The sequence below is a fragment of the Nocardia sp. CY41 genome (assembly GCF_009829325.1).
In the GTDB taxonomy this organism is placed as follows: domain Bacteria; phylum Actinomycetota; class Actinomycetes; order Mycobacteriales; family Mycobacteriaceae; genus Nocardia.
This window is the reverse complement of the sequence record NZ_VUOS01000018.1, coordinates 197,706-224,537: the sequence shown is the minus strand read 5'-3', so window position 1 is coordinate 224,537 and position 26,832 is coordinate 197,706. Positions and strand designations below refer to the sequence as shown.

Here is a 26,832-nt window from a genome sequence, read left to right as displayed (position 1 = left end):
GTCCGCCTCAGGCCGCCGCGGTGGTGCGGGCGATGGCGGTGATCTGCCCGGCGAGGTGCTCGGCGTCGCGGGCGATGGCGGCGAAGCGGCCCGAGCCCCAGGTGTGCAGCCAGGGCAGCCCGAGAAAGTACAGCCCGGGCGTGGTCGTGACGCCGCGGTTGTGGCACGGGTGACCCTCACCGTCGAAGACGCCGACGCGCAGCCACCGGTAGTCGGTACGGAACCCGACCGACCACACTATCGACCTGATATTGCTTGCCGACAGATCGAGTTCGGTGATCTCGCGCTGCGGACGCCACACCGGGCGGTACCGCGGTTCGGTGGGCGCGTCGATGCCAGCACGGGCGATATAGGTGTCGATGGAGTCCTTGATGCTCTCGGCGACGGCGTCGGCGGCATCGAGGTCCCGCTCCAGCGACGGCTCGAAGTACGCTGTGCCGTCGGCGACATCGACCATCCTGCCGTAGAGCGCCATCCCCTCGACCGCGAATTGGCGCAGGTCGATATCGCGGCCGCCGTCTCGACCGGTGACGTAGTGGTTGGTGTTCTCCCGCTTGCCCAGCCCACCCGGCTGATCTTCGATCGGGATGTCGTAGTGGCCCATGTCCTCCAGCCATGCGACGCAATCGCGGCCCCTGTAGAAGCGGGCGACGCGGGGCGCGGTCCCGACCGCGAGATGTACCCGCCGACCCTCCAGATGGAGGTCCTCGGCGATCTGTGCTCCTGATTGGCCGGTACCGACGATGAGGACGGCGCCGTCGGGCAGGTCCGCAGGGCTGCGGTATTCGGCGGAGTGGAGTTGCTGGATCGAGCTCGGCATCCGCTCGGCGAAGCGGGGCACGATCGGCGTGTGGTAACCGCCTACTGCGACCACCACCTGATCGGAATGCAGTGGGCCCGACGTTGTCTGGATGTCGAAGCCGCCGTCGAGCGATACCGTGACCGCGGTGACGGCGACGTGTTCGCGAACCGGCGGATCGAAGGTGTCGGCATAGGCGCGGACCCATGTGTAGACCTCATCGCGTTTCATGAAGCCGTGCGGGTCGGGTCCGTTGTAACGGTAACCGGGCAGCACGCACTGCCAGTTGGGAGTGACGAGAGTGAAGTTATCCCAGCGGGTGTCGCGCCACTCGTGGGCGATGGTGTCGCGCTCGAGGACGACATGGTCGATGCCGCGAGTGGTCAGATGCCAGCTGATCGAGAGCCCGGCCTGTCCCGCGCCTATCACGACGACGTCACGGTGCTCCACGGTGGTACCCGAGTCGGTCTGCGGGGTCATGGTTTTCCTCCGGTGTTTGCCGCCTCGACCGACGGCGGAGTCATCGACAGCACGCGTACCGTGCCCGGTGATGTCCGGGCCTGTGCTGCGCTTGCTTCGATGGCGTCCAGGGTCTGCATGGCGGAGGTGCAGTAGAAGCCGAACTTCTCGCGCACCCGCTCGGCCGCGCTGTTCAAAGCGCTCGAGGCGCGGGTCAGGAAGTCGTCGATCTGATAGTCGACGCCGGTGGCCAGATGATCATGGATCACCAGCGAGGGCGAATAGCAGGACTGGACATTGCCGTCCGGCCAGCGGATGTCGAATGTCACCTCAGGCATGGATCGCCTCCAGCTCTTCGGGCACCGCGGGCTGCCCGACCACGCCATGGCGGGCGACGACGCTGTGGTAGAGCTCGGGGCGTCGGTCGCGCAGGTTGTACATGCCGCCGCCGCGTGCCAATTCGAGTGCGTGATCGACGTCGACGGTCGCGGTGACGAGACCGGGTACCGGTGGTGGCGAGCAGGTCGCCGCCGGGGCCGACGATCTTGGCGCTGCACACGAAGCGCAACGAGCCGAACGTCCCGGCCTGGTTCGACGCGACCCACACCACCTGGTTCTCGACTGCGCGAGCGCGGTCGAAGATATCGAAGCGCTGGGTCCAGCGGTCGTCTTCGAGTCGTTCGGTGGTGGCGGTGCGGGCGGTGGGCCAGGCCGAGAGCGAGGTGATGATCTCCGCGCCGTCCAGTGCCAGCGCTCGTGCGGCTTCGGGGAATGCCTTGTCGTAGCAGATCTGCATGCCCATGCGGCCGACCGGGGTGTCGAAGGCGCGATATTCGGATCCGGCAGCGTAGCAGAGGTTTTCGCCGAGGGGCTGATGTACCTTGCGGTAGGAGCCCAGAACCCCGTCGCCGGTGAGTGTCGCGGCGGCGTTGTAGCGGAGATCACCATCGGCTTCGCAAAATCCGAGAGTGACGACGAGTTCACCCGCCATCGCCGCGATGCGGCGCAGTTCCGGGCCGTCGAGGGTGAGCGCCGGCGGCAGACTGCGTAGACGGCGCTGCTTGGCCTCCTCGCTCTCCCCACCGCCGCCCAGACTGGGCAGATAGCCGCCCAGGCAGGCCTCGGGCAGCACCAGTAGTCGGCTACCGCGTTGCTGCGCCTGTTCGATCAGCGAGCCGATGGTGGCGTAGCACGCCTCCATGTCGCGGCCGAATTCGGCGGCGGCCACGGAGATCGATAGTTCGGTCATGAGTGTCCCAATCCGGTTACCGCGCTGTCGAGCGCGTGAGTGACTTCTCCGTCAGGCCAGCGCAGCCGCACGCCGGGAGTCGCGCTGAGCACGCCGCACACGGCGGTCGTCGCCGGGCCTACCGGGTTGACGGGGGTGCCGGGGCGATCGGCGGTGAGCATCGCGAAGCCGGGGAAGCAGGTGATCCAGTCGGCGAGCTCGGCGCCCGGCGGGCGCGGGATGCGCGCCACATCGAGCTCGACCCCGACACCGCTGGCCTCGGCGAGCATCCCCGCGGTCCCGGCGATGCCGGCCATGCTGACATCCTTCGCGGCCTTCGGACCGGTGTCCGAGACGAACCGGCCCAGTGCCCGCAATTCCGTGCCGCTCCGATGTGACGACGAATCCCATTGTCGCCCCGTATATCCGGACCGCCAGCCGCCGCCCAGGTCAGCGGTCAGCCGGAGCTCGTCGCCGACCTCGCCGCCCCCTCCTGGCACCGGCCGGGCGGTACGGCCGAGCGCGGTGACCGACAGCGCCGCCGGGACACCCAACTGGGTGTGGCCACCCAGCACCGGCACCTCCCAGATGCGGCTGGCGGCACCCAGGCCCCGGAGCACCCGGGTCAGCAGCGACCGGGTGGGCGCGGCGACCGCGTCGAGAAGGCCGATCGGTTCTGCACCCATCGCGGCGAGATCGTTGAGGTTGACCAGGGCCGCACACCATCCGGCCCATTCCGGGTCCCGTTCGACCATGGAAGGCAGGATCGCGTCGCACGCGGCGACCAGGTCGCAGCCCGGGACCGGTGCGCCGTCATCGCCTCGGAATCCGGCGCCGCCCAGTGTCGTCGGTGTATCGCCCAGCTCGGACAGCGCTTGCCCGAGCATTGCCTTGGTGGTTCGGGCCAGCCGCTCGATTCGGTCGATCGGCCAGCGCATCTTCAGGTGCGGTGTATCTGCCACGGTGGTTTCGGCGAGCACTGTCCACCCGAGTTGGGAGAACAGCGACCGGTAGCGGGTTTGCACGGTGGCCTCGAACCGAAGAACGTTATGGGTTTCGGCATAAGCGCACGCCGCTTGCACGAGTGCACGGCCCACACCATGGGTGCGACGCCCGCAGTCCACCACCAATCGACTGCCGGTCCACCACCCGAGGTCTTCGGCGGTGGCCGGTGCCAGGCGCACTCCGCCCAGCAGGGCTCCGTCCGGGGCGATCGCGACCAGGATCTGGGCCCGGGGGTCGTCATCGATGTCGTCGGCGTCGCTGCCTGCGAACATGCCCTGCTCTGTAACGAAGTTCTGTCGGCGCAATGCGCGATAGACGGCGACATGTCGGGTATCGGCGAGCTGGATGAGGAATCCGCCCGCGGGGTCGGCCGGGGACGGATTTCCGGAAAGGACGCAGTAATCCGGCGATGAAGCACGTACTCCGGACAGTTCGTCGATCCAGGATCGGGGTGCGGCCGTCGGTTCGGTCGTCGTCATCTCAGCCTCCTGCGGTCTGCAGCACACTGCACGCCCCACACGCCGCGCATCCGGCCTTCTGGTCCGTGCCGAGCATGTCGGCCCGGCGTAGCTCCGCTGCCACGCGCCGGGTCACGTCCTCGAGGACCGCCGCGGTCGGCGGGCTCGCACCGTCGACGTCGACGGCCAGGGTTCCCGCGAGCGGCCGGAACGGCACCACGAACGGGTACACGCCCATGGCGATGAGTTCCGCGGCACCCGAGACCAATTCGTCTGGGTCTTCGCCCAGACCGACGAGTAGATAGGTGGAGACCTGGTTACGGCCGAACACTCGCACTGCTTCGGCCCAGGCTGCCCGGTAGTCGGACAGCGGCACGGTGGACTTTCCCGGCATCCATCGAGCACGCACTCGGTCGTCGAGCGACTCGACGTGGATGCCGATCGCATCGGCTCCCGCGTCGCGTAGCTGGCTCAGAGTCGCAAGGTCGCCGGGCGGCTCGCACTGCACCTGGATCGGAAGGGTCGGCACCGCTTGCTTGACGGCTCGCACACAGCGGGCGAGGTGCTTTGCACCACGGTCTTTTCCGGCCGAGGTGCCGGTGGTCATCACCAGCTGCCGGATACCGTCGAGCCGCACTGCCGCCTCGGCGACCTCGGCGAGCTGATCCGGTCGCTTGACGGCGATCGTGCTGCCGGACGCGAGAGATGCCTCGACCGAACAGAATCGGCACCGTTGGTCTTCGCCGTAGCGGATGCAGGTCTGCACCACCGTGGTCGCCAGCACATCCTTTCCATGCAGTCTGGCGATCTGCTCGTACGCCACGCCGTCGGCGGTGCGCAGGTCGTAGAAAAGGGGTCGGCGCACCGGTTCGACGGTCACGCCGAGATCGGTGCCCTCGTAGAGCAGCCGATCGGCACGAATCGTGTATGGGCTCTCCGGGCGGAGGGGGATGGCAGCGCCGGCACCCCCGAACAGCACATGACCGTCGTCACTGGGGCCGGCACCGGAACGGCGCTGCACCGGCACATCGACGCGGATTCCCAAGAGTGCGAGATCTACTCGCGTGGATACCTCGGTCATGACGGTCGGCCTACAGTTGGTAGGTGGAGTTGATGATGGCGCCCTTGCGGGCGTAGTGGATCAGCGCGTCCTGCACGTCCAGGGGATGCGCCGGGATCACACCTTCGATGAGGTCCTCCTCGCGGGCACCGTGCAAGGCGAGACCGAACCGGCAGGCGAACACCTTCCCGCCCTCCTTGATGAAGGTGGCGAGGGCCTCGTTGATGTTCTGCTCACCGGGGAACCCGCTGTCGCCCGTGGTCGGAAAGCCGCGGGTGGCAAGGCAGTTGATCGCGCCGGGACCGTAGAAGTAGATGGCGGATTCGAAACCTTTGCGAAGTGCGCGCGTCGCCTGCAGGATGGCCACGAAACTCACCGATGATTCATGGGCGATGCCGTGAACCAGCGTGAAATAGGTTTCCCCTGCCTCCGCCTGATAGTCGGGAAAGATCTTGGTGCCGCCGTAGATACTGGTGCCCTTCGGCAGGGCCGGGTGCGGGATTTCGGCGAGCGATTTCGCGATGTTCTCCTCGATCGCCTTGTCGATCTCAGAGGTCGATGTGGTGGGTGCCGACATGGTTCGTCTCCTGGGCGTGGTCGGGTGGGAATTCGGTGATTGGCAGTGCGCCCGCTGGTGTCCGGGTGGTCACCGATGGACCAAGTTCACGCTCGGTGTGTGTCCGGTTGGTCACCTGGGGAAAAATTGGAGGTTTCCGGATGCTCACGACGCACTTTTGTGAACTGGCTCACCAATCACGCTGTGCCACAACGTAATCAGTTACACCGTCAGCGTATTGCGGTGCGGCATGGGTTGGTGCGAAGTCGATGCGGTGTAATAGTCGTCCTGGACTTTTCGGTTCTCTGTTAATCGCATCGACCCAGTGCCCCTCGATTCGAAACATAGACGAAACCGTTACTGGGCGGTAGTGATCGCTGACGGACTCGACCTGACCGGCAACCGGTAGCTACCCGGTCGCCACCTCCGTAGGGCCGGCCGAAGCCGTCGGGCGCGGGGTTATAGTGCTCGACACCCGGCACGTGCCGAGCACATGCTGGAATCCATTGGCCGGGTCGGTCAACATTCCGTTGCACGAATTCGAAAACCGGCTCGCCGATATTCGATGGCGGCGTGCGCGTGCCCGAACGCTGATGGGGTAGGAATGCTGCGCCGGCTGTCGATACTGCCGAGCTGGGTCAACCTGGCGACCGCCGCATCGTAGTCTTGGGTCGAGTCCGGTGAGGAACGGCAGGAGTCCGGTCAGGCCGGCTTGTGATCTGCCGGGCTGATACTGCAACGGCAGTTAGGTGAGTGGGTGTCCTCGGCGTCGGTAGTGGGAGAGGCGGGCTTGGTGTTGTCGTCGGCGGCGCCAGTTCGACCGTGTCCAGACGTGGTGGGTGCAGCGGACGGCGGGTAGGAGCAGAGCGGTGGTGAGGCGTCGGATCTCCGGTAGCGTGAGTGCGATCATGTCTTGATCGCTGGCGGTGGTTCCCCTTTTGCGGTAACGGCTCGTCCCGGCGAGCCAGGCCAGACGCTCACCACCATGCGGTGGGTCGACAAGCCCGGCGACCGCCGCGACTACTATTCCCTGCGGCCGGGCATCCAGCCCGAGCTCACCAGGCAGCAGTCCGGCACGTACGACCAACTGACCGAGACGACCTCCCGCGGGCTGGCACTGTTCGACGACGCGAACGGCGAGGACGTCGCGCGAGTGCGGGATATGCACGAGTTCTTCGTATGGATGGGCAAGGAGCTGCCCGCACTGCTGGATCGGTGGGATGCCGAACGTGGCAGTGGGCACATAGTAACTATCGGTAGCAGTACGAGTCGGAGGAGGCGTCGCCGCCCTGCAGGCGCACCTGGTGCACCCGCAGACCTCGGAAGTCCTGGTCGTGGGGGAAGAAGGACTCGTCGATGGTCATTCCGCCGTCGGGATCGGTGCGCATCACGGCCATCCAGGCGCCGACGCCGTCGGGGTAGAACTGGTCGTCCCACGCGCCGTAGAGCGAATTGGTGACGTAGACGCGTCGGCCGTTACGGCTGACCTCGACCATTTGGGGGCCACCGCCAATCGGCTGGTTCGGCGCTGCCGGGTGGGCGGTGCGGCCCACTATCCCGCCGAGCCGGACGGACCCGGTCTGTTTCGGGTTGGCCGGATCTCGCACGTCGAACTGCTTCAGCTCCCCGATACCCCAGCACGAGACGTAGAGGAATCCGTCGTCGACCGAGAGGTCGATGTCGGTGACCAGTGGTGGCACCGCGCCGAACGGTTTCAGCGCCGGCGGCAGCAGGTCCGGATCAGCCGGCTCGGCCGGGATGGTGATCACCTTGTCGACCGCCCACGCTCCGCCGTCGCGGTGCCAACGCCACACGGAGGCCGACAAATCCTCGGTCGAGATCACCACGCCGACGAACCCCCAGGTGGCGTCCGGATCGTGCGAAGGGCGCAGCTCGAGTGGCATCTGGTACTGCTCGCCGAGATCGATCCGCTGCTGGTGCCGACCGGCGGTGAGGTCCCAGAAATGGATCGCGTGGCCGTACTGGTTTTCCAGCAGCAATTCCGGTTCGAGCCCGTCCTCGATCATGGACGGGGTCCCCCACTCGCTGCTGACCAGCGTGTTCTGATTGAGATGCCACCAGGCGTCGTACGCGAAGTATTGCGGCCCACGGTCGGTCTCCCATTGCCGCAGGACATCGAACGTGTCGTGGTCGAGCAGCGCGATCCCGCCCGGCCCATCCGATCCGTCCGCCGCGCCGAGGCATGTCATGAACACGCCGTCCGGGCCGCAGTGCAGCGTGTGCGGACGCGAGTAGCCGGCCTTGGCCGCGAGCTCGGAGCTGTCGACGATCTTGTCGAGGGTGGGCCGGCGTGGGTCGGGCTGGGTGTCGAAGACGTACAGACGGGACGAGCGCAGACCCGGCACGATCAGGTACCGCCGAGCCAGCCCCTCCATATGGTGGCCCTCGTGCTTCAGGGCGCTGCTGCAAGCGTTCCAGCCGAAATGGTGCAGTTCATTGCCCAGGTGGGGTACTTCGGTCCAGCCCACCACGTGCCCGTAGGTGACCGAGCCCGGTTCCACATCGATGACCGACAGCGCATCCGGCTTCTGTGCCGCGCGGTCGAACGCGACAACGTATGCCAGTCGCTCCGGTGGGGCGGCAGCCGCCTCCGCTGCGCTCCGATAGAAGGTGGGGTCCACTTTCGAGTGATTCATTTTCAGCCTCCTTCCTGTCGATGGCGGAGACCCACGCACCTCGCCCGATCCAGCGGTTTCGAGGTCGGCGCGACCCAGGTGGTCGCGTGCCGAGATGTCGCGGGCAGGCAGTAACCAGTCTCGGCCTTTCGATGCGGATCGACCAGTTGCCGCCGGCGACTGTAAGTCGTTCTCAACTCTCGATAACGGCGCGCCGCCACAAGCGACTCGAAGCGATAACGTCGATCACGACCGGTCGCGGGGTCCTCGGAGCAGCCATGCTCCCGTCACGCCTCGATTCGGCAGGAGTTGGTGAGGCTCAGGCGGTGCTTACGCGTCGCGTCGGCCGTCAGCACTTCAAGGCAGCGGCTCGAGATCGAGCGGAAATGGCAGGCTGGTGACGGTGGATCTGATCGTGACCAGCGTGACCATCGGCTTCGGCGACAACCCGAGCGTGGGTGCGGCCGCACCGCTGACCTGGCCGGAGGTCGCGGCCATGCTGCCCACCCGGGACAAGGTGGTCACCATCACCGCGGTCAACCGCCTGGACAGCGCCATCCACGACAGCGGCGATCAGCACAGCAGTAGTGGGAAACGGTGGCTGGTTCGTGCCCGAGACCTGCGTTTCACCACCCAGTCCGCGGTGCCCGCCAGCCCCCTGCGCATCGGTGAAACCGCCCTCTCTCTGGTGACCCCTCCGCTGTACACCAGGACGATGGCGCGGTGCCTCGCGCTCGATGGGTTGCCCGCCAGTACCGGCGTCGTCAGCCATGTTCACCAGCATTCGATGCCCGGCAATCCGCTGGCGATGCTCAGCGACGCGGCGATCTCGGCATGGGTTTGCCTGGGGGAGCGAACAAAAAGGGGCCTATGCGACCGTTCCGCGCGCGGAGTGAGCGCGCGGCTTGGCGTGCGACCGACCTTGCGCCGTACTGCCGTTGCGACGGCCCCTGCTCTGGCGCGGTCCGCCGCTGCCCCTGCGCGGGCCGCCACTGCTACGGCGGTCGTCTTCACGTGCCGCCCGCTCGCTGTAGGAGGGCGCGACGAACGGGGCAATCGTGCCGACGAGCTCGGCCACCACGGGCGAATCGGCGGTGACCCGTTGCGGGGTCACCGTGATCTCGGCCTTGCGCATGAGGTCGGCCAGGTCGCGTCGTTCGCCGGGCAGCACCAGGGTGATCACTTCACCGGAGTTGCCTGCCCGCGCGGTACGGCCCGAGCGGTGCAGGTACGCCTTGTGTTCGGCGGGCGGATCAACGTGCACGACCAGCTCGACACCGTCGACGTGCACGCCGCGGGCGGCCACATCGGTCGCCACCAGCACCAGAGCATCACCGGCGGCGAAGACCGCGAGGTTGCGGTCGCGGGCGCTCTGCGAGAGGTTGCCGTGCAGATCGACGGCCGGAATTCCGGCGAGGGTCAGCTGCTTGGCCAGTTTGCGAGCCTGATGTTTGGTGCGCATGAAGAGGATTCGCCGACCCGAACCCGAGGCGAGCCGGTGTACGACCTCGCGCTTGGCTTCGACGCTCGCGGTTTCGAAAACGTGATGGGTCATGGCGGCGACCGGGGAGTTCGCCTCATCGACGGAATGCAGCTCGGCATCCGGCAGGAAGCGGCTGACCAGCTTGTTGACGCCGTTATCGAGGGTGGCCGAGAACAGCAGGCGCTGACCGTCATTCGGGGTGGCCGCGAGAATGCGGGTCACGCCTGGCAGGAACCCGAGGTCGGCCATGTGGTCGGCCTCGTCGATCACGGTGACCTGGACGGCATCCAGGGAGATCAGACGTTGGTTCATCAGATCCTCGAGCCGGCCGGGGCAGGCGACGACAATGTCGACACCGGCGCGCAGCGCCCGGACCTGCCGGTTCTGCGGGACCCCGCCGAAAATCGTGGTGACCGTCATGCGATAGGCCGCGGCGAGGGGTTGCAGCGCGGCCGTGATCTGGGTGGCCAATTCCCGAGTCGGCGCCAGCACCAGGCCGGTCGGGCGGCTCGGTGCGCGCCTACCGGCGAGACCGCGGCCGAGACGGTCGACCATCGGGATGGCGAAGGCGAGCGTCTTGCCGCTGCCGGTCCGGCCACGGCCCAGCACGTCGCGTCCGGCCAGCGAATCGGGCAGGGTGTCGGTCTGGATCGGAAAAGGTTCGGTGATCCCGGCGCGAGTCAACGCCTTCACCAGCGGTGCGCTCACACCGAGCGCGGCGAAAGAGATGTCAGCAGAACTCATAGGTGTTGTGGTGCCTTTCGGACATCAGGTGGTGCCCGAGCCGTCTGTGGACCTTCCGGGTCCGCGCCGGGGGCACGAAGTGGCGAGATTGCCGATGGGCAAAATCGATCGCCGTAAGAAGAGCGGATGCGGCAAACGCTGGTTGCGAAGCGAATGCGATCTACGACGCTTGGCGTGACATGTCACGCACTTGATCGACAATAGCCTGTGATGGGCAGTTCGTACTCATCGGGTGAGATTTCTCGCCTCAAGGCGCTGGTGGTGGCCACTCTGCGAACCGTCCGACGCCACCGTCATCATCGACGAGCTCGAAACCCTGCGACTGATCGCGCGGCAAACCCACCCCACTGACCGCCGGGCCGAACAGCCGACACTCACACCCGAATGCGCCGAACTCCGAAAGAGGGGGGCCGTGGCGCCGTCGGCCTCCGACCCGGCCGCTGCTCGTGCGGCCGTGCGGGCATTCCTCGACTGGATGTCCGGCGCCTGACTACCTGTGCCACACACTGAGGGTTCGATCTTTACCGCATCGGGCTCGGCGCTGATCCGCTTATCGCGTCCGCGTGCGGTGTGTTCGTCGCGAATGGCTTCCCGCCACTGGTCATCACGCGGGAACACCGGATTCGGAGTGCACTTCTGATGCCGAGGGGATTGACCGCCGCTCGGGTCAATGGCGCGCCGGTTCGATGTCGAGTGCGCGTTGAAGCTGGCTTGCCCACCAGCGCAGGTGAGCGGTCGAGTCTTGCGCTGCCGCGCCGGTGAGGCCGGCGCTCCGACGGAAATCGCTGCCGTAAAGGGGCTCGGTTGCCATCGCCTGGTGGAGGGCGGCGACCGCGAGTCGTGTCTCGTCGAGGGAACTTCCGGGAGGCCGACTCCGATGCAGGGCGTCGACGACCGGGTCGAGCATGCCGCCACCGCGGTCGCGCCAACCCGCCGCGTGCAGCGCCACCGCGAGTTCGCCATAGCCGCTCCGATACACGGACTCGAGCGACTCGACGAGCTCGAGGACATCGGTGCCGTGCTCCAGCCATGCGGCGATGACGTCTTGGAGCGCGGCTCGAAGCCGGCGTCCACCATGGCGAAGGAGTTCGGCGAGCAGCTTCTCGCGATTGCCGAAGTGATGCGAGACGCCGGCGTCGGTCATGCCGACCCGTGCTGCCACTGCGCGCACCTGTACAGCGGCGACGCCTCCCTCGGCCAGCAGCGAAGCCGCGGCATCGAGGATCAACCGACGGGCTTCGTCCGGTGATCTGCGCGTTCTCGAATTGGTCACCTCGGAATCTTACCTTGACTAGCCAAGGTTTCGCTGCGTATCGTTACCGCGACGGCTCAAGGTAAATCGAAGAGGGTATGCCGATGGTCGAAATCATGGCGCTCGGAGAAAGATTCGGCACGGAGGTGAATCAGCGATGACAGACATGACCCTCACGCTGCGCGACGTCACACTTCGAGCCACGGTGACCGGCGCGGGCCCCACGGTCCTGCTGCTTCACGCGGGCCGAGAGCGACGCGATGTCTGGGCACCGGTCACGGAGGAGATGACCGAGTGCGGACTGCGGACGGTGGCCTTCGATCTGCGCGGGCACGGCGAGAGCTCCGGGCGGGCGACTACATTGCGGGCGATCGCCGACGACGTGATCGAGATGGTGGTTCGCGAACCGGCGCCGATCGTCGTGGTGGGCGCCTCCCTCGGAGGGTTCGCCGCCGTCGCCGCCCTCGCGGAGTCGTCCGTCGCGCAGCGTGTCGCCGGCCTCGTGCTCGTGGACGTCGTGCCCGATATCGATGCGGATCGCGCCCGGCGCTGGCTCGACGACCACGGACTCCTCGCCCGCGATGCCGAGCTCGCCGACGACATTCTCGCGTCCCGCTCCGAACTTCACGCGATCATCGCGGCATCGGACCTGCCCATCCTGCTCGTGCGGGGAGGACGACGGTCTCCGCTCGGCGACGCCGACGTGGACCGGCTACGCATGACCAACCGGCGTGTCACCGTTACCCGCGTACCGGACGCCGGGCACCTCGTCGCTCGCGACGCACCGGCGGAACTCGCGCGCATCGTTTCGGCCCACGCCACCAAGTGGCTCGGGACCGACGACGTCGTCCGCCGCGCGTTCGAGCTACAGCGCACGCTCGGCGCCGAACAGATCGATCACCCAGGCGGGACCCTGTTCGAGCACCTTCGTCGGGTGCACGCCCTCACGGTCGAATGGAACTCGGCGCCACGAACCCGGCTGGCGTCGATCTGCCACGCGTCATACGGCACCGATGGGTTGCCGCATGCCCTGCTGCCGAGCACGGATCGCCAGCGGCTGGATCACGTCATCGGCCCCGACGCGGCGGCGCTGGTGTACCTCTACGGCGCATGCGATCGCTCGCGCACCTACCGCGAGCTCGGCCGACGGCCCTTGCCCGTGACCGACAGATTCAGCGGCGGCTCGAAGACGATCGGAGGAACGGAACTCCGTGATTTCGCCGTCCTGACCATCGCAAACGAGCTCGACGTCGCCCGCCACGCCCGGCTGGCACCGTCGATTCGCAGCGAAATCCGTGACCTCGTCGCCGCGCTGGCCACGTACGCGCCGGTCGAGGCGGCGGTAGCGCTTGCCGATGAAGCGCTCGCTCGAGCGAGCGCCGAGTGAGCCCACCGGGCTGCTCGAAGCCGTCTAGGTACTCGGCGAGATTCCGTCCTCGAAGGCGCCGGCACCCAGCTGGGAGGCGCACGCTGGTGCCTCGGAGCTGCCGACGGCACGGGGACGGAATCACACTGCAGTCACGCCGCGCGCTGATCTGAGCCGAAGAGGTCGGCCATATGCTCGAGGCACGATTTCAGCTCCCTGTTCCATCGATACCACGTCGACATGTCGCAGTTGCGGGTATTCGATACGGAGCGGATCGGCGAATGGTTCCGAAAGCCCGAAGTTACTGGTACGAGTCCGTTTTCGGTACATCGAGCCAGGGCAGGCCGTGCGGCCGCGCACGGCCGCTCGCACTGGGCTGTGGAGTTCCCGACGGGCGGCTACAAGAACGTTGGACCAGGAGCAGGAAGCCGATGGGCGACGTGTCGACGGTCGTACTGGAAGCGACCGACATCGACGACTCCCTCGGAGAACTTAGCCCTTTCTCCAGCGGCCGTCGCGGCGCTGATTGCGGCTCAGTTGCCGGGGTTGTTGTCGCCGTCGTGGCTGGTGGATGGCTGCCCTTGTCGCACCACTGGCCGTTGGCGTCGCGGGCCCGGCCTTCGAATTCGGTGCTGATCAGGCTGACGACCCCAAGCGTTCCCCAGGCGGAACACACGGGACCTTCACCGTCGTAGCCCTTATCGTCGCCGCCGAACTGACGATCGTCCCCGCCTTTCGGCTCAGCAGATCCCGAATTCCGTTCTGAGGGCGGCGAACAGCGTGTCCACCTCGCGGCCGAAGACCAATCCGGTGGCGTACAGGGCCGTCATCGCTGCATCGAGTGCGTCGGGTTGGTACGCGTCGATGAGGGTCGGCAGCGCGAAGGACGGGCGGTGGATCGGGCCCAGATCGAAAGGGTTCGCCGCCGCAGCGGCCGAGCCGGGGACGATCGTTGCTTCGATGGTGCCGACGTGCTCGTCGTCCGGCGGGCCGAAGTCCTCGTCGTGCAGCCGGGTCATGGCCGCGTCCATGTCATCGAACGGGGGCGGCAGCGGTCGGCCGTCCCGCAGCGCCGCCAAGGCGGGCCACACCCACGGCCGGTCGGTGAGCCCGGCTTTCGCGCAGGCTTGGGTCGCCGACCAGTGCGCCAATCGCCGTAACTCGGGATCACCCATTGTGGCGATGGCCTCGGCGACCGCGCGGTCATGGCGTGCGAGGTCTTCCGCGCCGGGGTGATCTTCGAGCCGGGGTATGGGTTCCCCGCCCCAGCGCCGCCGCTGGAAAGCGGCCGCTTGTTCTTGCAGTTCGGCGATGCGCAGGCGGCGAGAGCCTTTGTCGTCGACTACGACGACCCATTCCTCCGTGTCGTCGACCGCCGCGGTGACGTCGGGCAGGGGAATATTGTCAGGCACACCGTATCCGGGCATGTCCCACTGCACAGCCGGTAGCGGTTCACTGCTGTCGTCCGGCCAGAGCCGGATACGCCACACATCGCCGGGTTCGGTCGACCCAGGCCAGCCGTAGTTGACGAATCCACGGCCGCTGATCTCGATCAGATACCGGCCCTCGGGAACCGCGCAGTCGACCGCGCCGTCGGTCGGCGACGACAGGCAGAGTATGCCCTCCGGTCCGACTCGCAACCTCGTCTCACACACCTGCTGCCACTCGGCACGATCGCCGGGCGGCCGCTCGTCCCACACCTGAACCGTCACCGGCATATGAAAGTTGTTCTGGTGCGGGCTCAACACCATCACCGCCAGACCATCGGAGGCGAACGGATGCGCCGCCAGCGCGCGGTCGAGGAGTTCGAGCTCATCGACCGGACTCTCGACGCCGCCGTCGATGCGGAACTGCCCGTAATCCATGAACAGATACACGGTTTCCTCGCTGGCCGGTTGCCTCGACACGCTGCTCATCGCGTCATCTTGGCACCCGAAGCACGCCGCCGCCGAGGGCGACCTTCTCGATCAGGGGAGCTCACGTGCTGGATTGCCCCGACTCGCTATCCACGCCGGCCGATCAACGCGATTCCGGACGAACTGAACCAGGGAGTGCCTGCTCGATCGTAGGAAGCCTCGGTTCAGAACTTGCCGGTGTGGTGTTCGATTCGGTGCCCGAGTCGGGCAGCGAAATCGGTGACGAAGGCCTCGGTGAGGGGCGGCCAACCCCAGAAGTCGAAGGCGAGAGCGCCCAAGGCGAATCCGTCTGCCCATTGCCAGGCGGTGATGGGGCTCGGTGCGGTGCAGGCGGGGCAGATCGCTGCGCCGGTGCCTGTCTGCTTCCAGGCGTCGATCGCGTCCGAGAACGGCTGCCATACAGCGGGATCGGCCTCCCATCGGTGCGGGTAGTCGATGATCACAGTGGTGGCCTGGCAGCGTGGGCATACCGCAGAGGCAGGTTCGATGCCGCCTTGCCCGGGATAGTGGTCGTGGCGGCCGACGATGACGGCGACCGGGCCGGGAATCCAATCGGCGCCCCACTCCTGGGTGATCTGCGGCCAGTCGGGGCCTGGCACATAGCCTTCGTCGACCTGGAGGCTGTACATCGCCTCGCGCGAAGTCTGCCGAAGCAGCCATCGCCGCGACACCATCCAGTCCACCACGTGCTCGGCCAGTGTGCTCGCGTCGGCCGAGGCTACGTCGAGATCGATGATTCGTTCGAAATGGTCACCCACACCCGCATCCTGCCATCGAGGATCGACCTTCGTATCGGAGCCTGCGCGCATCTCGATCGGCTCGGCCCAGCAGTGGGCCGCCTTCGCCCATTCCAGCTGGGCCGACTATCTAGCAGCGGCGGTCTCAGCCAACGAGCCAGCCTGATCAACATGGCGGCGCCGGCGACCCAGACCCCTGAACGATCAATTCCCCGAGGACGGCGAGTCGTCGCGGCTATGAAGACCCCCGCTCGCGGCCACCTGGCTCGTGCAGTCTCAGCTGCCGAATAGCACAACAACAACTACCGGGTGGTTACGGGTAAAATGCGCGCCGCCCATGCGAGGAGCGGCAGGGGCACGGCGAACGGAGGAGGAGTTCAGCAACTACAAGTAATAGTCACCTGAGTAATGTACGGAAAGTGAATGGCGGGATACAGTAGCGGTCGAACCCAGTCGATTACCTGGTTCTCGGTTACTGTTCCGGGGCTGGAGAACTTCGGCATCTTGAAAAGAACCGTTCCGTTCACGTCCTGCAAATAGAGGTTGTGGATGACCCAAGCATCACCTGAGTCAGTCGAGAAAAACCTGGCCAAAAGCTCACAGGTTCCGTCCGAACGGAACCGGAAGGTTGGTCCTTTATCAAGGGTTCCGAAGATGAGACCCGATAGCGTGCAATCGCCGTGAGAGATCGGTGCGCTCCACATCACTTCTCTGCTTTGAATGTCATCTCTTTCAAATTTGCGCGGTAATTGTGGTTCGTCGCTCGTTGCACTTAGAGGGGTTTCTTGCTGTGACTTGATAGTTTCGGCATAGCTCATGATTGGTCCCGGTACGTGATATATGTCCAGCATCATCGAGCCTTCGGTGTGGGCCAAACCTCCACAACCAAAGGCATAGTCAGTTCACCTGCCTGTAGCCCTTTGTCGACTACAAGGCGCGGTCCGTGTTGCCTACTCCGAGCCGGTCAATATCTTATGATCCTCCGGAATCAAAGCAATGTCATCGGTAGTTCGCACTTCTAACATCATATGAAAGTTATGTAAGTTGGTTCTAGACCTGGAAATGCGGAAAGCGCCTCGTCTGGACCGCTCACCGCGGCCATTAGTCGCCTTTTCGGGGCAAAAACCGACCAAGAGTCGGCTTTTCAGTGAGAACGCACGACGAGTGCTCTAATGCAACGTCGGCAGGGGTGTCGCCTGCTTGCGAGAGGTCCTGACAGAAACCCGGCCGCGACGAGTTCGATGCTCCGCCGGGATGCTGCGCGAGCGGAATAGGGCTGTCATCGAGTCCGACGGTCGTCTCACCTTCACCGCGCTCCACCGTCCCCTTCCCATCAGGGGTCGCTTCGAGTGTTCGATCGTACGGAACTTCGGGTGCGCGAGACGTCACTGAGCGCCCCTTCTTCCGGTGCGATGCAGGTCGTGGGCGGTGTTCAATGACCGCCGCCTCGGTGAGGCAGCGAACAATCTTCTCGGCGACGAGATGGTCACCAAGATCGGACAGGTGCGCTCTGTCGGCGCGCCACAACAACACCGGCGCCCCGGCTGCCGTCGGAATTCCAGGCCACCCCCAAGGCCGCTCCCGTCGTTATGAACCGGTCGACCCGACTGTATTGGCATTGGGCGACGGGCGCCGACCGCCGCATGCACGGCGGCGGCGCGCCGTGCGGCCTGTCCCGGGTGGATGATCTGGCCACCTGCTCATCGGTCATCGCCCCGCGCGGCGCCACCGCGCATACGCGAGTACTGCGATGTCGTTGTCGAGGGCCATGCGCAGTTCATCGTTCGGACCTGTGCGGACGAGGGGTGCTGGGGACGGGCAGTCGAGCACCGCGATGCCAGTCATCGTCGTGAGATCCCATATTCGCAGTGTGCGGCTGGCGCTGGCGGTGATGGCGATCGGTCAGCCGTCTATGTGACTGCCGGCGACGGCTCGGACCCAGTTGGTGTGACCGGTAGAGCACGGCTCGTTCGCGACCGGTGTACAGGTCCCAGACCTGCACCGTGCCGTCGATGCTGCTGGTGACAGCGATCGGGCGCCCGTCGATCATGGGTAGCGTCCAGGCGTGGAGTCCGTCCGCGGCGGCGCGCTCGCCGGTAGGGTCGGGTGACGATATCGGGAGGCGAAGGCCGATGACGGGAACAGAGTCGTGGTCGCGAATGCTCGGCGCGGACGGGCCCGCGGCGGTGATCTGTATCCGGGTGGCGGTAGGACTGGTGTTCCTCAGCGAGGGGATCCAGAAGTTCCTCTATCCGGAGACGCTGGGCCCGGGTCGGTTCGACAAGCTCGGGATACCGGCGCCGACGTTTTTCGCCGATCTCGACGGTGTCGTCGAAATCGCCTGCGGCGCGTTGATCGTGCTCGGATTGTTGACGCGGCCGGCGGCGGTGCCGCTGCTGATCGACATCAGCGGGGCGATCGTGTTGACCAAATTACGGGAGCTGCGCCCCGGCGGATTTCACGGGGTAGAAGGCTTCTGGGGGATGGCCCACGACGCGCGTACCGACTTCGCGATGCTGCTCGGTTTGATCTTCCTGCTGTGGGTCGGGCCCGGCCGCTGGTCGCTGGACGCGGTGATCGCGCGGCGTGTTCGGTTCACGCGTAGCAAGGCCATGAACCCGTAGTCCAGGTGCAGCCGCTGGTGGCGCGCAGCACCGCGGGCAGACGCGGTCGATCCCCGAACGGCTACAGCGGCTCGACGGAGGCGACGCCAGAGACAGAGCTGCCCGTCAGGCGTGGCTCACTAGGCTGACTGGGTGGAGTTCACAACGGATGTCGAGCGTGGTGGGTGGCTGTTGGCGCGCGTTGGCGAACACGGCGGCGTCGCCGGTACCGGCTTCGAGGCCTATGCGCGGATCCTGCACCCGGTCGAGGCGACCCGCCGCGACGTCACGGTCACCGACGAATGGGGCAATCCCGAGATCGTGGAGGAGGCGATGTGGCCGTGGGCCGAGGTCGCCGTGCGCAACGGCAGAGTGATGCACCCGCTGGTGCAGTGGCGCAACCTCACCGACGGTGAGGACGAAGCGGCGATGTCGTTCGACGACGGCTGGAGAGTCGGCCAGAGCGTCGAGGGGTGGTTCGACCCGAGCCTGCTGGCCGCGCTCACGGTCCACCTGCGCGCAGCCACCGAGGCCCCGGAAGAGTTGACGGCCGGCGTTTGGAATGGATTCGGCGAGCTGAACACATCCTCGGGCGCGGTGTTCGTCGCGTCCACCGACGGCGATCCGCAGAACCTGGAGCGCGAGCGAGCTCGAATCGACGCCGAGTTGGCTGCCTCGGTCGCGCCGCAGGTCAGACGGGCGGTCGAGGCAGGGCCTTTCCTGCAGTGGCCGGGACGCGACTTCCTGCTGTTCGACACCAGTCTCTCCGAACTCGCCGACCCCGGTTGGGTGTATGCGGCGGGTCTGGGATGGACGACCGACTTCCCCGGAGTGACGCCCCAGCTGCTCTGGCCCGCCGACCACGCGTGGGTCGTGGCCAGCGAGATCGACTTCGACTCCACGATCGTCGCCGGTTCACGGGCTTTGATCGATGCGGTTGTGGCCGACGATCTTTTCGAGGTCTTCGAGATCGCCGAGAAATCGGATCTGAGCTGGTACGGCGACACGATCAATCCTGCGCCGAAGGACTGAGATGTCGGCGAGAGCCGCGACCAGAGCATGCAGCCGTGGTCCATGACGATCTCACGAACAGGGCGGCAGTACTCGTGGTGCCGTCGGCCGCATGCCTCAGTAGTCCGGGCGAGGAGCGGTGATCGGACGGCGACCGATGATTGCACCCACGCCGACAGCCCCGGGCGACTTGCCGAGCACCCGACCTAACCGTGTGGCACGTCGCCGCAGCGTCCTCGGCCGCGACAGGTAATGCTGGTTTCCGGAACGGGCGAAACACCGGCTCCTGGGCGGGGTGCGCTATCTGAGTCGGTTGACACATCGGCTGCCATCGTCGGTCAACCACTACGCTCGCGTTATGGCCCTGATGGTGCATCTGACGCCGGAGAAGAACGCGCGGCGTATCCGCCGTGCGGGCATCGCAGCGAACGGCTTCCGTCGCGGAGTGTTCTGTATGCCGGTGATGCCGTCCTATGTACTGTCGCATCAATGGTTGCGCGAATTGCGCCGCGGCGGCCAGCGGCTGATCGTCGCCGTGGACTTCCGGATTCCCGACGACGAGCCGGTCCTCGTCGGACACTACGGCGCGGCGCAGACAGAACTGACTGCGGCTGAGGCTATTTCGGTCATTCTTCATGTCGGGGACGCGCGAGGGTATGAGATCCTGGTGCCTCGCGCGATCACACCTGCCGAACTACATCGGATTCGGCAGGTGCGGCAGGTAACGGGGTGGCGGTATCACCCGAACGCGCACGGCCGGCGGCCCTGCGCGTGTCCGGCGTGTTTGGGGCGCGGTGAGTTCAAGGCCGCTGACCTTCGTCACCGGTTCGCCACAGACGAGCTGGAGCTGACCAAACCGCAACTGCTGGCCCGATTGCGTCAGGCGGACAACGACGATGATCTGATCGACGCCCTCTACGGACTGGCTCGAAGGAGTCGCGGTGACGTCATTGACGTCGCACACTTGATCGATCACCCGAACCCGGAAGTCCGTTGTAGCCTTGCATGGGCCTTGCGCCGGTACCGAGGCAGCGAGGCGCGCCGACTGCTGGCGCGGTTGGCCGCAGATCCTGATTGCGATGTGCGTGACGCGGCAATGCAGTGACGGCTGCCGCGGGCGGACTTTGTTTTCCTGCTGAAGGACCGGCGGAGTACGCCCGTTGTCGGAGTGCGTCGTGTCCGCGATCGCAGCGAGAGTCCGGCAATGCCCCGCGCGGTGTCAGGGAGGTTGCAGGTAGAACGCCGATCGCGATCGGCAGGTGACGCCCTCGATTGCGTGATGGCTGACGTGGATCCCGCGTCCATGCGCTCGGGAGTGACCGCGGTAGCGGCGAGGCGAAGACCATCCAAGGTGTGGATTCGAGTAGCGGTACTGAACGAGGGCACCGCACCAGTCGATCAGAGTGGATGCGGGGAAGGTTCGAACCTCAGCCTCGGTGACGACCGGACGACGTCGGCCGCGGCGGTACATGACCGGCTGTTCTCGCTACGCGGTGGCTGCTGCTTCCTGCCGACGCATCAGCAGAACAGCGCAGGTGAGATAGACCGCCGCGACAACGAGGTTCAAGATGCCCTGGGGTGTGTCGGTGCGGTCGAAGCGGTCGAGGGCAGCGACCGTTATCACGCCCGCGCCGAAGAGGAAACCGGTGATCAGGGCGGGGACAGCTGGGCGGGTGGGTAGTGCTGCGGCGATGAGCAGCAGGAGCGAGAAGGCGGCGTCGGGCAGGGCGAAGATGTTGTCTGCGCGGTAGTCGGCGTTGACGGCGAGGGCGGCGATCAGCCAGAGGCTGACCGGGACGGCGATGACGCGAGCGAGCAGGATCGGCATGTCGGCTCCCGGGGAAGTGTCGATCGGCAGTGCCCAGGGTTGTCGAATCCCGTGTTCGCGGCAACCGGGGAGGGCGGCGGCGGGTCCGCCGCCCTCCGAGCAGCGCGGCGGCAGGGCGCGGACGGTGGATAAGCTGGCCGGGTGAGCGCACCAACGGCTGGAACCGTGCCGATCGCCGACGACTTGGAGGCCGTGACGACCCGGGGCCCCGAAGACGATCCCGCGGCGTCGGGGCTCAGCCGCGCCGACGTGGAGTCCGTGTGGGAGTCGGTGCAGGCGTGGTACCGCCTGGGCACCACCCCCGCGATCCAGGTCTGCCTGCGCCGGAACGGCAAGATCGCGCTGAACCGCACCATCGGCCACGGCTGGGGCACTGCGCCGGGTGACGGGCCGGACGCGGCCAAGATCCTGGCCACCCCGGACACGCCGTTCTGCGGGTTCTCGACGGCGAAAGGAGTGGCCGGTGCGCTGATGTTCATGCTCGTCGAACAGGGCGCGTTCACCCTCGACGAGCCGGTGTCGCGCTACATCCCCGAGTTCGCGGCCAACGGCAAGGCGGCGATCACGATCGGCGACGTGCTCTCGCACTCGGCCGGGATACCTTTCGTCCCGCCGCCGTATCAGGGCGTCGATCTGGTGCTCGACGAGGAACTGGCCGTGCAAGCGCTGGCCGACCTGGTGCCGAGCTGGAAGCCGGGACGGTTCCGCGTGTACCACGCGCTCACCCTCGGACTGATCGTGCGCTCGCTGGTGCGGCGCGCGACCGGCAAGCCACTGCGCGAGCATCTCGCCGAGCAGGTGCTCGAGCCGTACGGATTCCGCTGGACCAACTTCGGTGTGCGACCCGAAGACCTGGACAAGGTCGTGCCCAGCGTGAAGACCGGTCCGGCTCCCTCCCGCACCGCGAGCTTTCTGGCGCGCAAGGCGGTGGGTGGACGGATGGACCGGGCGTCGCGCGCGGCGACCGACGGGTTCCTCACCGCCGAGCTGCCGTCGGGCAATCTGATCACGACCGCGTCCGAACTGTCGCGGTTCTACGAGATTCTCACGCGCGGCGGGCCGGACGGCCGCCGCGTCATCCGCGCGGAGACGCTGGAGGACGCGGTGCGCCCGGCGCGCTGGATACCCGGCGTCGCCGGACGTGTCAGCCGAGCGGGTTTCGAACTCGGCGGGCGCCGGTCGAAATTCGGCCGCGACACCGGATCCCATTTCGGGCGCAGCGGATTGACCACCCAGTACGGCTGGGCCGACCCGGCGCGCGGGCTGTCCGGGGCGATCCTCACCAGCGGCAAGGCCACGACCGATACAGAACGGCCGTGGCGGCTGGTCGCCCAGATCTCCGCCACCATGCCTGCCGACCGGTAGCCAGGCGCCGGCCGGCCGGCCGCGCGGATCGCCTCCACCAGTGAGAACACTTTAGCCAACCGAACGATTTAGTCTGTTAACTCGGTCGTTGCCAACCCGTGGGGTTGTGCTAGCGCTAGCGGAACGGACTGACCCGTCGGCTCGTTGGCGGTGAAAGCGTTGGTGTTGATGAGGATTGACCTTGACGTGGCGGTGCGCGGATCCCGGCACGAGATGTTCCCCGACGAGCGCGGCCGGTTCGGCGTGTTCGGCGGCAGATTCGTCCCCGAGGGCCTGATGGCCGCGCTGCTGGAACTGGAGGACGCCTACCACCTCGCCACCGCCGACCCGGGTTTCGTGACCGAGTACCGGGAGCTGCTGCGCGATCGGGTCGGCCGTCCCACGTTGCTGCATCAGGTACCGCGTTTCGGGGAGTTGCTGGGTGTGCCGGGCGCCCGGGTGTATCTCAAGCGCGAGGACATGGCGCACACAGGCGCCCACAAGATCAACAACGCCATCGGGCAGGCGTTGCTGGCCCGCCGGATGGGCAAGAAACGGATCATCGCCGAAACCGGCGCGGGCCAGCACGGCGTCGCGGTGGCGACCGTGTCGGCGATGCTCGGTTTGACCTGCGTGATCTACATGGGCACCGAGGACATGCGGCGCCAGGCGTCGAACGTGATGCGGATGAAACTGCTCGGCGCGGAGGTGCGGCCGGTCGACATCGGTTCGCGGCGGCTGAAGGAGGCGATCACCGAATCGGTCCGCGACTGGGTGGCCGCGGTGGACAGCACCTATTACCTGTTCGGCACCGCGGCCGGGCCCGCGCCGTACCCGCGGATCGTGCGGGACTTCCAGACGGTGATCGGTGTGGAGACCAGGAACCAGATCGCACGCCTCGAAGGCAGGCTGCCCGACTACGTGCTGGCCTGCGTGGGCGGCGGCAGCAACGCCATCGGCGTCTTCCACCCGTTCGCCGACGACCCGCGGGTGCGGCTGATCGGTGTGGAAGCGGCCGGGCTCGGCGTGGACACCGGCGAGCACGCGGCCACCCTGTGCATGGGCAGCCCCGGTGAGATCGACGGCTCCTACAGCTATCTGCTGCAGGACGAGGACGGCCAGATCGCGCGCACCCACAGCATCGCGGCGGGACTGGACTATCCCGGCGTCGGCCCCGAGCTCAGCCATCTGAAAGACAGCGGCCGGGTGACCTATCGAGCCGCCACCGACGCGGTCGCCCTGCGCGGCATGCAGGCACTCAGCCACACCGAAGGCATCCTCGCCGCACTCGAATCCGCCCACGCCGTCGGCCATCTGATGGAGATGGCGGACCGGGGCGAGATTCCCGAAGGGTCCCTGATCGTGCTGTGCCTGTCCGGCCGCGGGGACAAGGATCTCACCGTGGCCGCCGAGCGGCTCGGTGTGGCATGACCGCTGCTATGGTCGACATCGCCCATGGCGCCGGAGAGGGACCGCGCGCTACACCCGCGCACGAGGACGAGCCCTCTTGAAGTATGTGCCCCGCCTGATCTTGTTCCTGGCGATTCCCGCCGTCTTGTTCCTGCTGCCCTGGTGGACGCTCGTGGCGGCGCCCACCGCGGAATCCGGCCCGCTGTTCTGGCTCGGTTCGGCACTGTTCCTGCTCGGGTTCGCGAGCCTGCCCGCGTCGATGTTCCTCGGGCACGGGCCCGCGCAATCGGATGCGGCCTCGATCGTGGGCGACACCTTGCTCGGCGTGATGTGGGTGCTGTTCAGCTGGTCGGTGCTGGGCAATCTAGCGCGCGCCGGATTGACCGTCGCGGGCGTGACCGATCCGGCGCGCTCCGGGATCGTCGCGGTCGGCGTGCTCGCGGCCACGACGGTGCTGGTGGTGTGGGGCGTGGTCGAGGCGCGCCGGGTGCCGCGGGTGCGCACGGTGGAGGTAGGCATTCCCGGGCTCGGCGCAGCGCTGGACGGACTGCGCATGGTCGTGGTGACCGACACCCATTACGCAGCACTGGATCGGCTGCGCTGGTCGGAACGCGTGGTGGAGGTGGTGAACGCGCAGCGTCCCGATATCGCCTGTCACGCGGGCGACCTCGCGGACGGATCGGTGGCGAAGCGGCACGCGCAGGTCGACCCGCTCGGCAAGGTCGAGGCCGAACTCGGCCGGTTCTACATCACCGGCAATCACGAATACTTCGGCGACGCCCAGGGCTGGATCGATCACATGGCCTCGCTGGGCTGGCAGCCGCTGCACAACCGGCACGAGATCGTCTGCCGCGGCGAGGATCGGCTGGTCATCGCGGGCATCGACGACCCCACCGGCGTCGCCTTGCCCGGCCACGGTCCCGACCTGCCCGCCGCGCTCGCGGGGGCCGACCCGGAGGCGCCGGTCGTCCTGCTCGCCCACCAGCCCAAGCAGATCGCGGAGGCCGCCGCCGCGGGTGTGGCGCTGCAGATCTCCGGCCACACCCACGGTGGCCAGATCTGGCCTTTCCACTACCTCGTCCGCCTCGATCAACCCGTCGTCGCCGGGCTGAGCCGCCACGGCGATCGCACTCAGCTCTACACCAGCCGCGGCACCGGGTTCTGGGGGCCGCAGCTGCGGGTGTTCGCACCGAGTGAGATCACCGTGCTGATCCTGCGTTCGGAGCAGGCGGCCGCTCGAGCCTAGAGGTCAGCGGTGGCCGCGGTCGGCGTCGGCCTGGCTGGCGGCATCCGGCGCGGGCGGCGGGTCGGGCGGGTTTCCGGGACTCCATGCTTCGGTCACACCCGGAATCCCGTTCTGGACGACATAGCTGGCGCGCGTGTGGATGGGCGCGCCGGGGCGGCGCACATAGGGCACGACGCGGAAGTCGTTGCGCCACAGCTGATGATCGAGTTCCACCCGGACGTAGCCGCGCTGGGCGTTGAAGAACTTGACGTCCGGGTTCGCCGCGAGCAGCCTGCGGCCTTTGTCGCCGAAGTCGGCTCCGTCGCCGTTGCTGGTGATCGAGGTGCCGGTGAATTCCGCCGCGACGACCGGTGAACCGGGATCGGAGTAGTCGCGCCGCAGGTCGGCGGCCTGGTTCTCGTGCCGGTCGCCGGTGATCACCACCAGGTTTCCGATGCCGCGCGCCGCGGCGGCGCCGAGCACGGCGTTGCGGTCGGCGACATAGCCGTCCCAGGCGTCGGTGGAGACGGTGATCTCAGGGCCCGGATCGGAGTCGTTCTGGCTCATGCCGACCTGGTTGCCGAGCACCTGCCAGCGGGCCGGCGAGTGGGTCAGCCCGTCGATCAGCCAATCCCGTTGTGCATCGCCGAGAATCGTGCGTTCCGGCGCGAAACGCTCGGCGCACCCGCTGACCACGCCGTCCGAACACACCTGCGGTGTGCGGTATTGGCGGGTGTCGAGCATCGTGATGTCCGCGAGGTCACCGAACCGGAAGCGGCGATGCAGCCCGACGCCCGCGGCCGACGGCAGCTGTGCCAGGCGCAGCGGCTGGTGCTCGTACATGGCCTGGAAGGCGGCGGCCCGGCGACGGCGGAACAGGGCCGGCACGCGCCAGATGTCCAGGCCGATCCCGGGGGAATCGGCCGCCCAGTTGTTGTCGACCTCGTGATCGTCCATGGTGACCAGCCACGGGAACGCCGCGTGCGCGGCGCGCAGCGGCTGCTCCGATTTGTACAGCGCGTAACGCAGCCGGTACCCGGGCAGGTCAACGGCCTCGTCACGGAAATGCGGACCCATGGCGACGCCCGCTCGCCCGCGCAGCCATGCCCGCTCGTAGATGTAGTCGCCCAGATGCACGACCAGGTCCAGGTCCTCCCGGCTCATGTGCTCGTAGGCGGTGTAGTAGCCGGAACTCCACGACTGGCAGGAGGCGAACGCGAACCGCAGCCGCGCCAGAGCCTGTCCGGGTTCCGGGGCGGTGCGCGTGCGCCCCACCGGCGACACGGCCGAACCCGCCCGGAACCGGTAGAAATACCAGCGGTCCGGCGCCAAGCCGTGTACCTCCGGATGCACGCTGTGGCCGAGCGCGCGAGTGGCCACCGCCGACCCCCGGGCCACCACCTGGCGGAACTGCTCGTCGTGCGCCACTTCGTAGTCGACCGTGACCGGATCCACCGGCATGCCGCCGAGACCGTCCGGCGCCAGCGGGTCCGGCGCCAGCCGCGTCCACAGGACCACGCCGTCGGGGGCCGGATCGCCGGATGCGACGCCGAGGGAGAAAGGGTCGCCGAGCCGCCGCGGGGCGGGAAAGCGGGCGCTGCTCGCGGCCGCGGTGCCCGCCAGGACCGCCATCGACCCTGCGGCGCCGACTCGGAACAGTTCGCGACGTGAGAGGGCCATATCTCAGCGTAAGACCGCGCTCAGCGGCGGGA

General features: G+C 67.2%; 21 protein-coding genes and 1 pseudogene. 7 read left to right on the top strand and 15 right to left on the bottom strand.

What is annotated here, in order from left to right; genetic code table 11:
- Positions 1-7 precede the first annotated feature (7 nt).
- The 10 genes and pseudogenes from GVY64_RS20630 to GVY64_RS20585 form a co-directional block, all read right to left on the bottom strand.
- Entirely contained in the window at positions 8-1,279 is a 1,272-nt protein-coding gene (locus tag GVY64_RS20630; RefSeq protein ID WP_159843855.1) for an MSMEG_0569 family flavin-dependent oxidoreductase, read from the bottom strand.
- Positions 1,276-1,596 (bottom strand): MSMEG_0570 family nitrogen starvation response protein, encoded by a 321-nt coding sequence (locus GVY64_RS20625; RefSeq protein WP_159843853.1) that lies wholly within the window; start codon positions 1,594-1,596, stop codon positions 1,276-1,278. Before GVY64_RS20625 ends, GVY64_RS20630 begins: the two co-directional genes overlap by 4 nt.
- A pseudogene (locus tag GVY64_RS20620) lies at positions 1,589-2,507 on the bottom strand (carbon-nitrogen hydrolase family protein). The gene GVY64_RS20625 and the pseudogene GVY64_RS20620 overlap by 8 nt, the downstream one beginning before the upstream one ends.
- Entirely contained in the window at positions 2,504-3,931 is a 1,428-nt protein-coding gene (locus GVY64_RS20615) for an MSMEG_0567/sll0787 family protein (RefSeq protein WP_442939606.1), read from the bottom strand. Before GVY64_RS20615 ends, GVY64_RS20620 begins: the two are co-directional and overlap by 4 nt.
- A gap of 40 nt (positions 3,932-3,971) precedes the next feature.
- The gene (locus GVY64_RS20610) at positions 3,972-5,030 is read right to left on the bottom strand and encodes an MSMEG_0568 family radical SAM protein (RefSeq protein ID WP_159843849.1); all 1,059 of its coding nucleotides are present in this window, start codon (positions 5,028-5,030) and stop codon (positions 3,972-3,974) included.
- A gap of 10 nt (positions 5,031-5,040) precedes the next feature.
- A complete protein-coding gene (locus GVY64_RS20605; RefSeq protein ID WP_039804722.1) occupies positions 5,041-5,586 on the bottom strand; it encodes an MSMEG_0572/Sll0783 family nitrogen starvation response protein in 546 nt (181 codons plus the stop codon).
- Between the two features lie 1,229 nt (positions 5,587-6,815).
- Positions 6,816-8,222: a selenium-binding protein SBP56-related protein gene (locus tag GVY64_RS20600; RefSeq protein ID WP_159843847.1), complete on the bottom strand. Its 1,407-nt coding sequence runs from the start codon at positions 8,220-8,222 to the stop codon at positions 6,816-6,818.
- Positions 8,223-8,558: 336 nt separating this feature from the next.
- Positions 8,559-8,759, bottom strand: coding sequence for a hypothetical protein (locus tag GVY64_RS20595; RefSeq protein ID WP_159843845.1), 201 nt, complete (start codon positions 8,757-8,759; stop codon positions 8,559-8,561).
- Positions 8,760-9,069: 310 nt separating this feature from the next.
- Complete coding sequence (locus GVY64_RS20590) at positions 9,070-10,428, bottom strand: DEAD/DEAH box helicase (protein WP_159843843.1); 1,359 nt, start codon at positions 10,426-10,428, stop codon at positions 9,070-9,072.
- Between the two features lie 667 nt (positions 10,429-11,095).
- Positions 11,096-11,656, bottom strand: coding sequence for a TetR family transcriptional regulator (locus tag GVY64_RS20585; RefSeq protein ID WP_201298083.1), 561 nt, complete (start codon positions 11,654-11,656; stop codon positions 11,096-11,098).
- A gap of 181 nt (positions 11,657-11,837) precedes the next feature.
- Between GVY64_RS20585 and GVY64_RS20580 the strand changes: the two genes are divergently transcribed.
- Positions 11,838-13,067, top strand: a complete 1,230-nt coding sequence (locus tag GVY64_RS20580; RefSeq protein ID WP_159843839.1) for an alpha/beta fold hydrolase — start codon at positions 11,838-11,840, stop codon at positions 13,065-13,067.
- A gap of 719 nt (positions 13,068-13,786) precedes the next feature.
- On the opposite strand, the gene GVY64_RS37915 is transcribed toward GVY64_RS20580, so the two are convergent.
- The 3 genes from GVY64_RS37915 to GVY64_RS20565 all read right to left on the bottom strand — a co-directional run bounded on the left by GVY64_RS37915 (position 13,787) and on the right by GVY64_RS20565 (position 16,517).
- Entirely contained in the window at positions 13,787-14,962 is a 1,176-nt protein-coding gene (locus GVY64_RS37915; protein ID WP_236567019.1) for a hypothetical protein, read from the bottom strand.
- Between the two features lie 164 nt (positions 14,963-15,126).
- Positions 15,127-15,720, bottom strand: a complete 594-nt coding sequence (locus GVY64_RS20570; protein WP_159843837.1) for a hypothetical protein — start codon at positions 15,718-15,720, stop codon at positions 15,127-15,129.
- 356 nt (positions 15,721-16,076) lie between these two features.
- The gene (locus GVY64_RS20565; protein ID WP_159843835.1) at positions 16,077-16,517 is read right to left on the bottom strand and encodes a DUF6294 family protein; all 441 of its coding nucleotides are present in this window, start codon (positions 16,515-16,517) and stop codon (positions 16,077-16,079) included.
- A 1,341-nt stretch (positions 16,518-17,858) separates the two neighbouring features.
- Here GVY64_RS20565 and GVY64_RS20560 point away from each other — a divergent pair.
- From GVY64_RS20560 to GVY64_RS20550, 3 genes are all read left to right on the top strand, one after another.
- The gene (locus GVY64_RS20560; RefSeq protein WP_159843949.1) at positions 17,859-18,323 is read left to right on the top strand and encodes a DoxX family protein; all 465 of its coding nucleotides are present in this window, start codon (positions 17,859-17,861) and stop codon (positions 18,321-18,323) included.
- Between the two features lie 132 nt (positions 18,324-18,455).
- On the top strand, positions 18,456-19,334 hold the full coding sequence (locus GVY64_RS20555; protein ID WP_159843833.1) for a hypothetical protein: 879 nt from the start codon (positions 18,456-18,458) through the stop codon (positions 19,332-19,334).
- Between the two features lie 337 nt (positions 19,335-19,671).
- A complete protein-coding gene (locus GVY64_RS20550; RefSeq protein WP_159843831.1) occupies positions 19,672-20,418 on the top strand; it encodes a HEAT repeat domain-containing protein in 747 nt (248 codons plus the stop codon).
- A gap of 381 nt (positions 20,419-20,799) precedes the next feature.
- Here GVY64_RS20550 and GVY64_RS20545 read toward each other — a convergent pair whose 3' ends face one another.
- A complete protein-coding gene (locus GVY64_RS20545; protein WP_159843829.1) occupies positions 20,800-21,141 on the bottom strand; it encodes a hypothetical protein in 342 nt (113 codons plus the stop codon).
- 141 nt (positions 21,142-21,282) lie between these two features.
- Between GVY64_RS20545 and GVY64_RS20540 the strand changes: the two genes are divergently transcribed.
- The 3 genes from GVY64_RS20540 (at position 21,283) to GVY64_RS20530 (ending at position 25,141) form a co-directional block, all read left to right on the top strand.
- Positions 21,283-22,506: a serine hydrolase gene (locus tag GVY64_RS20540; protein ID WP_159843827.1), complete on the top strand. Its 1,224-nt coding sequence runs from the start codon at positions 21,283-21,285 to the stop codon at positions 22,504-22,506.
- Between the two features lie 168 nt (positions 22,507-22,674).
- Positions 22,675-23,916 carry a tryptophan synthase subunit beta gene (gene trpB / locus GVY64_RS20535; protein ID WP_159843825.1) on the top strand — a complete coding sequence of 414 codons (1,242 nt, stop codon included), beginning with the start codon at positions 22,675-22,677 and terminating at the stop codon, positions 23,914-23,916.
- A gap of 76 nt (positions 23,917-23,992) precedes the next feature.
- The gene (locus tag GVY64_RS20530; RefSeq protein ID WP_159843823.1) at positions 23,993-25,141 is read left to right on the top strand and encodes a metallophosphoesterase; all 1,149 of its coding nucleotides are present in this window, start codon (positions 23,993-23,995) and stop codon (positions 25,139-25,141) included.
- A gap of 3 nt (positions 25,142-25,144) precedes the next feature.
- Here the strand turns inward: GVY64_RS20530 and GVY64_RS20525 are convergent, their stop codons facing one another.
- Positions 25,145-26,800, bottom strand: a complete 1,656-nt coding sequence (locus GVY64_RS20525) for an alkaline phosphatase D family protein (RefSeq protein ID WP_159843821.1) — start codon at positions 26,798-26,800, stop codon at positions 25,145-25,147.
- Positions 26,801-26,832 lie beyond the last annotated feature (32 nt).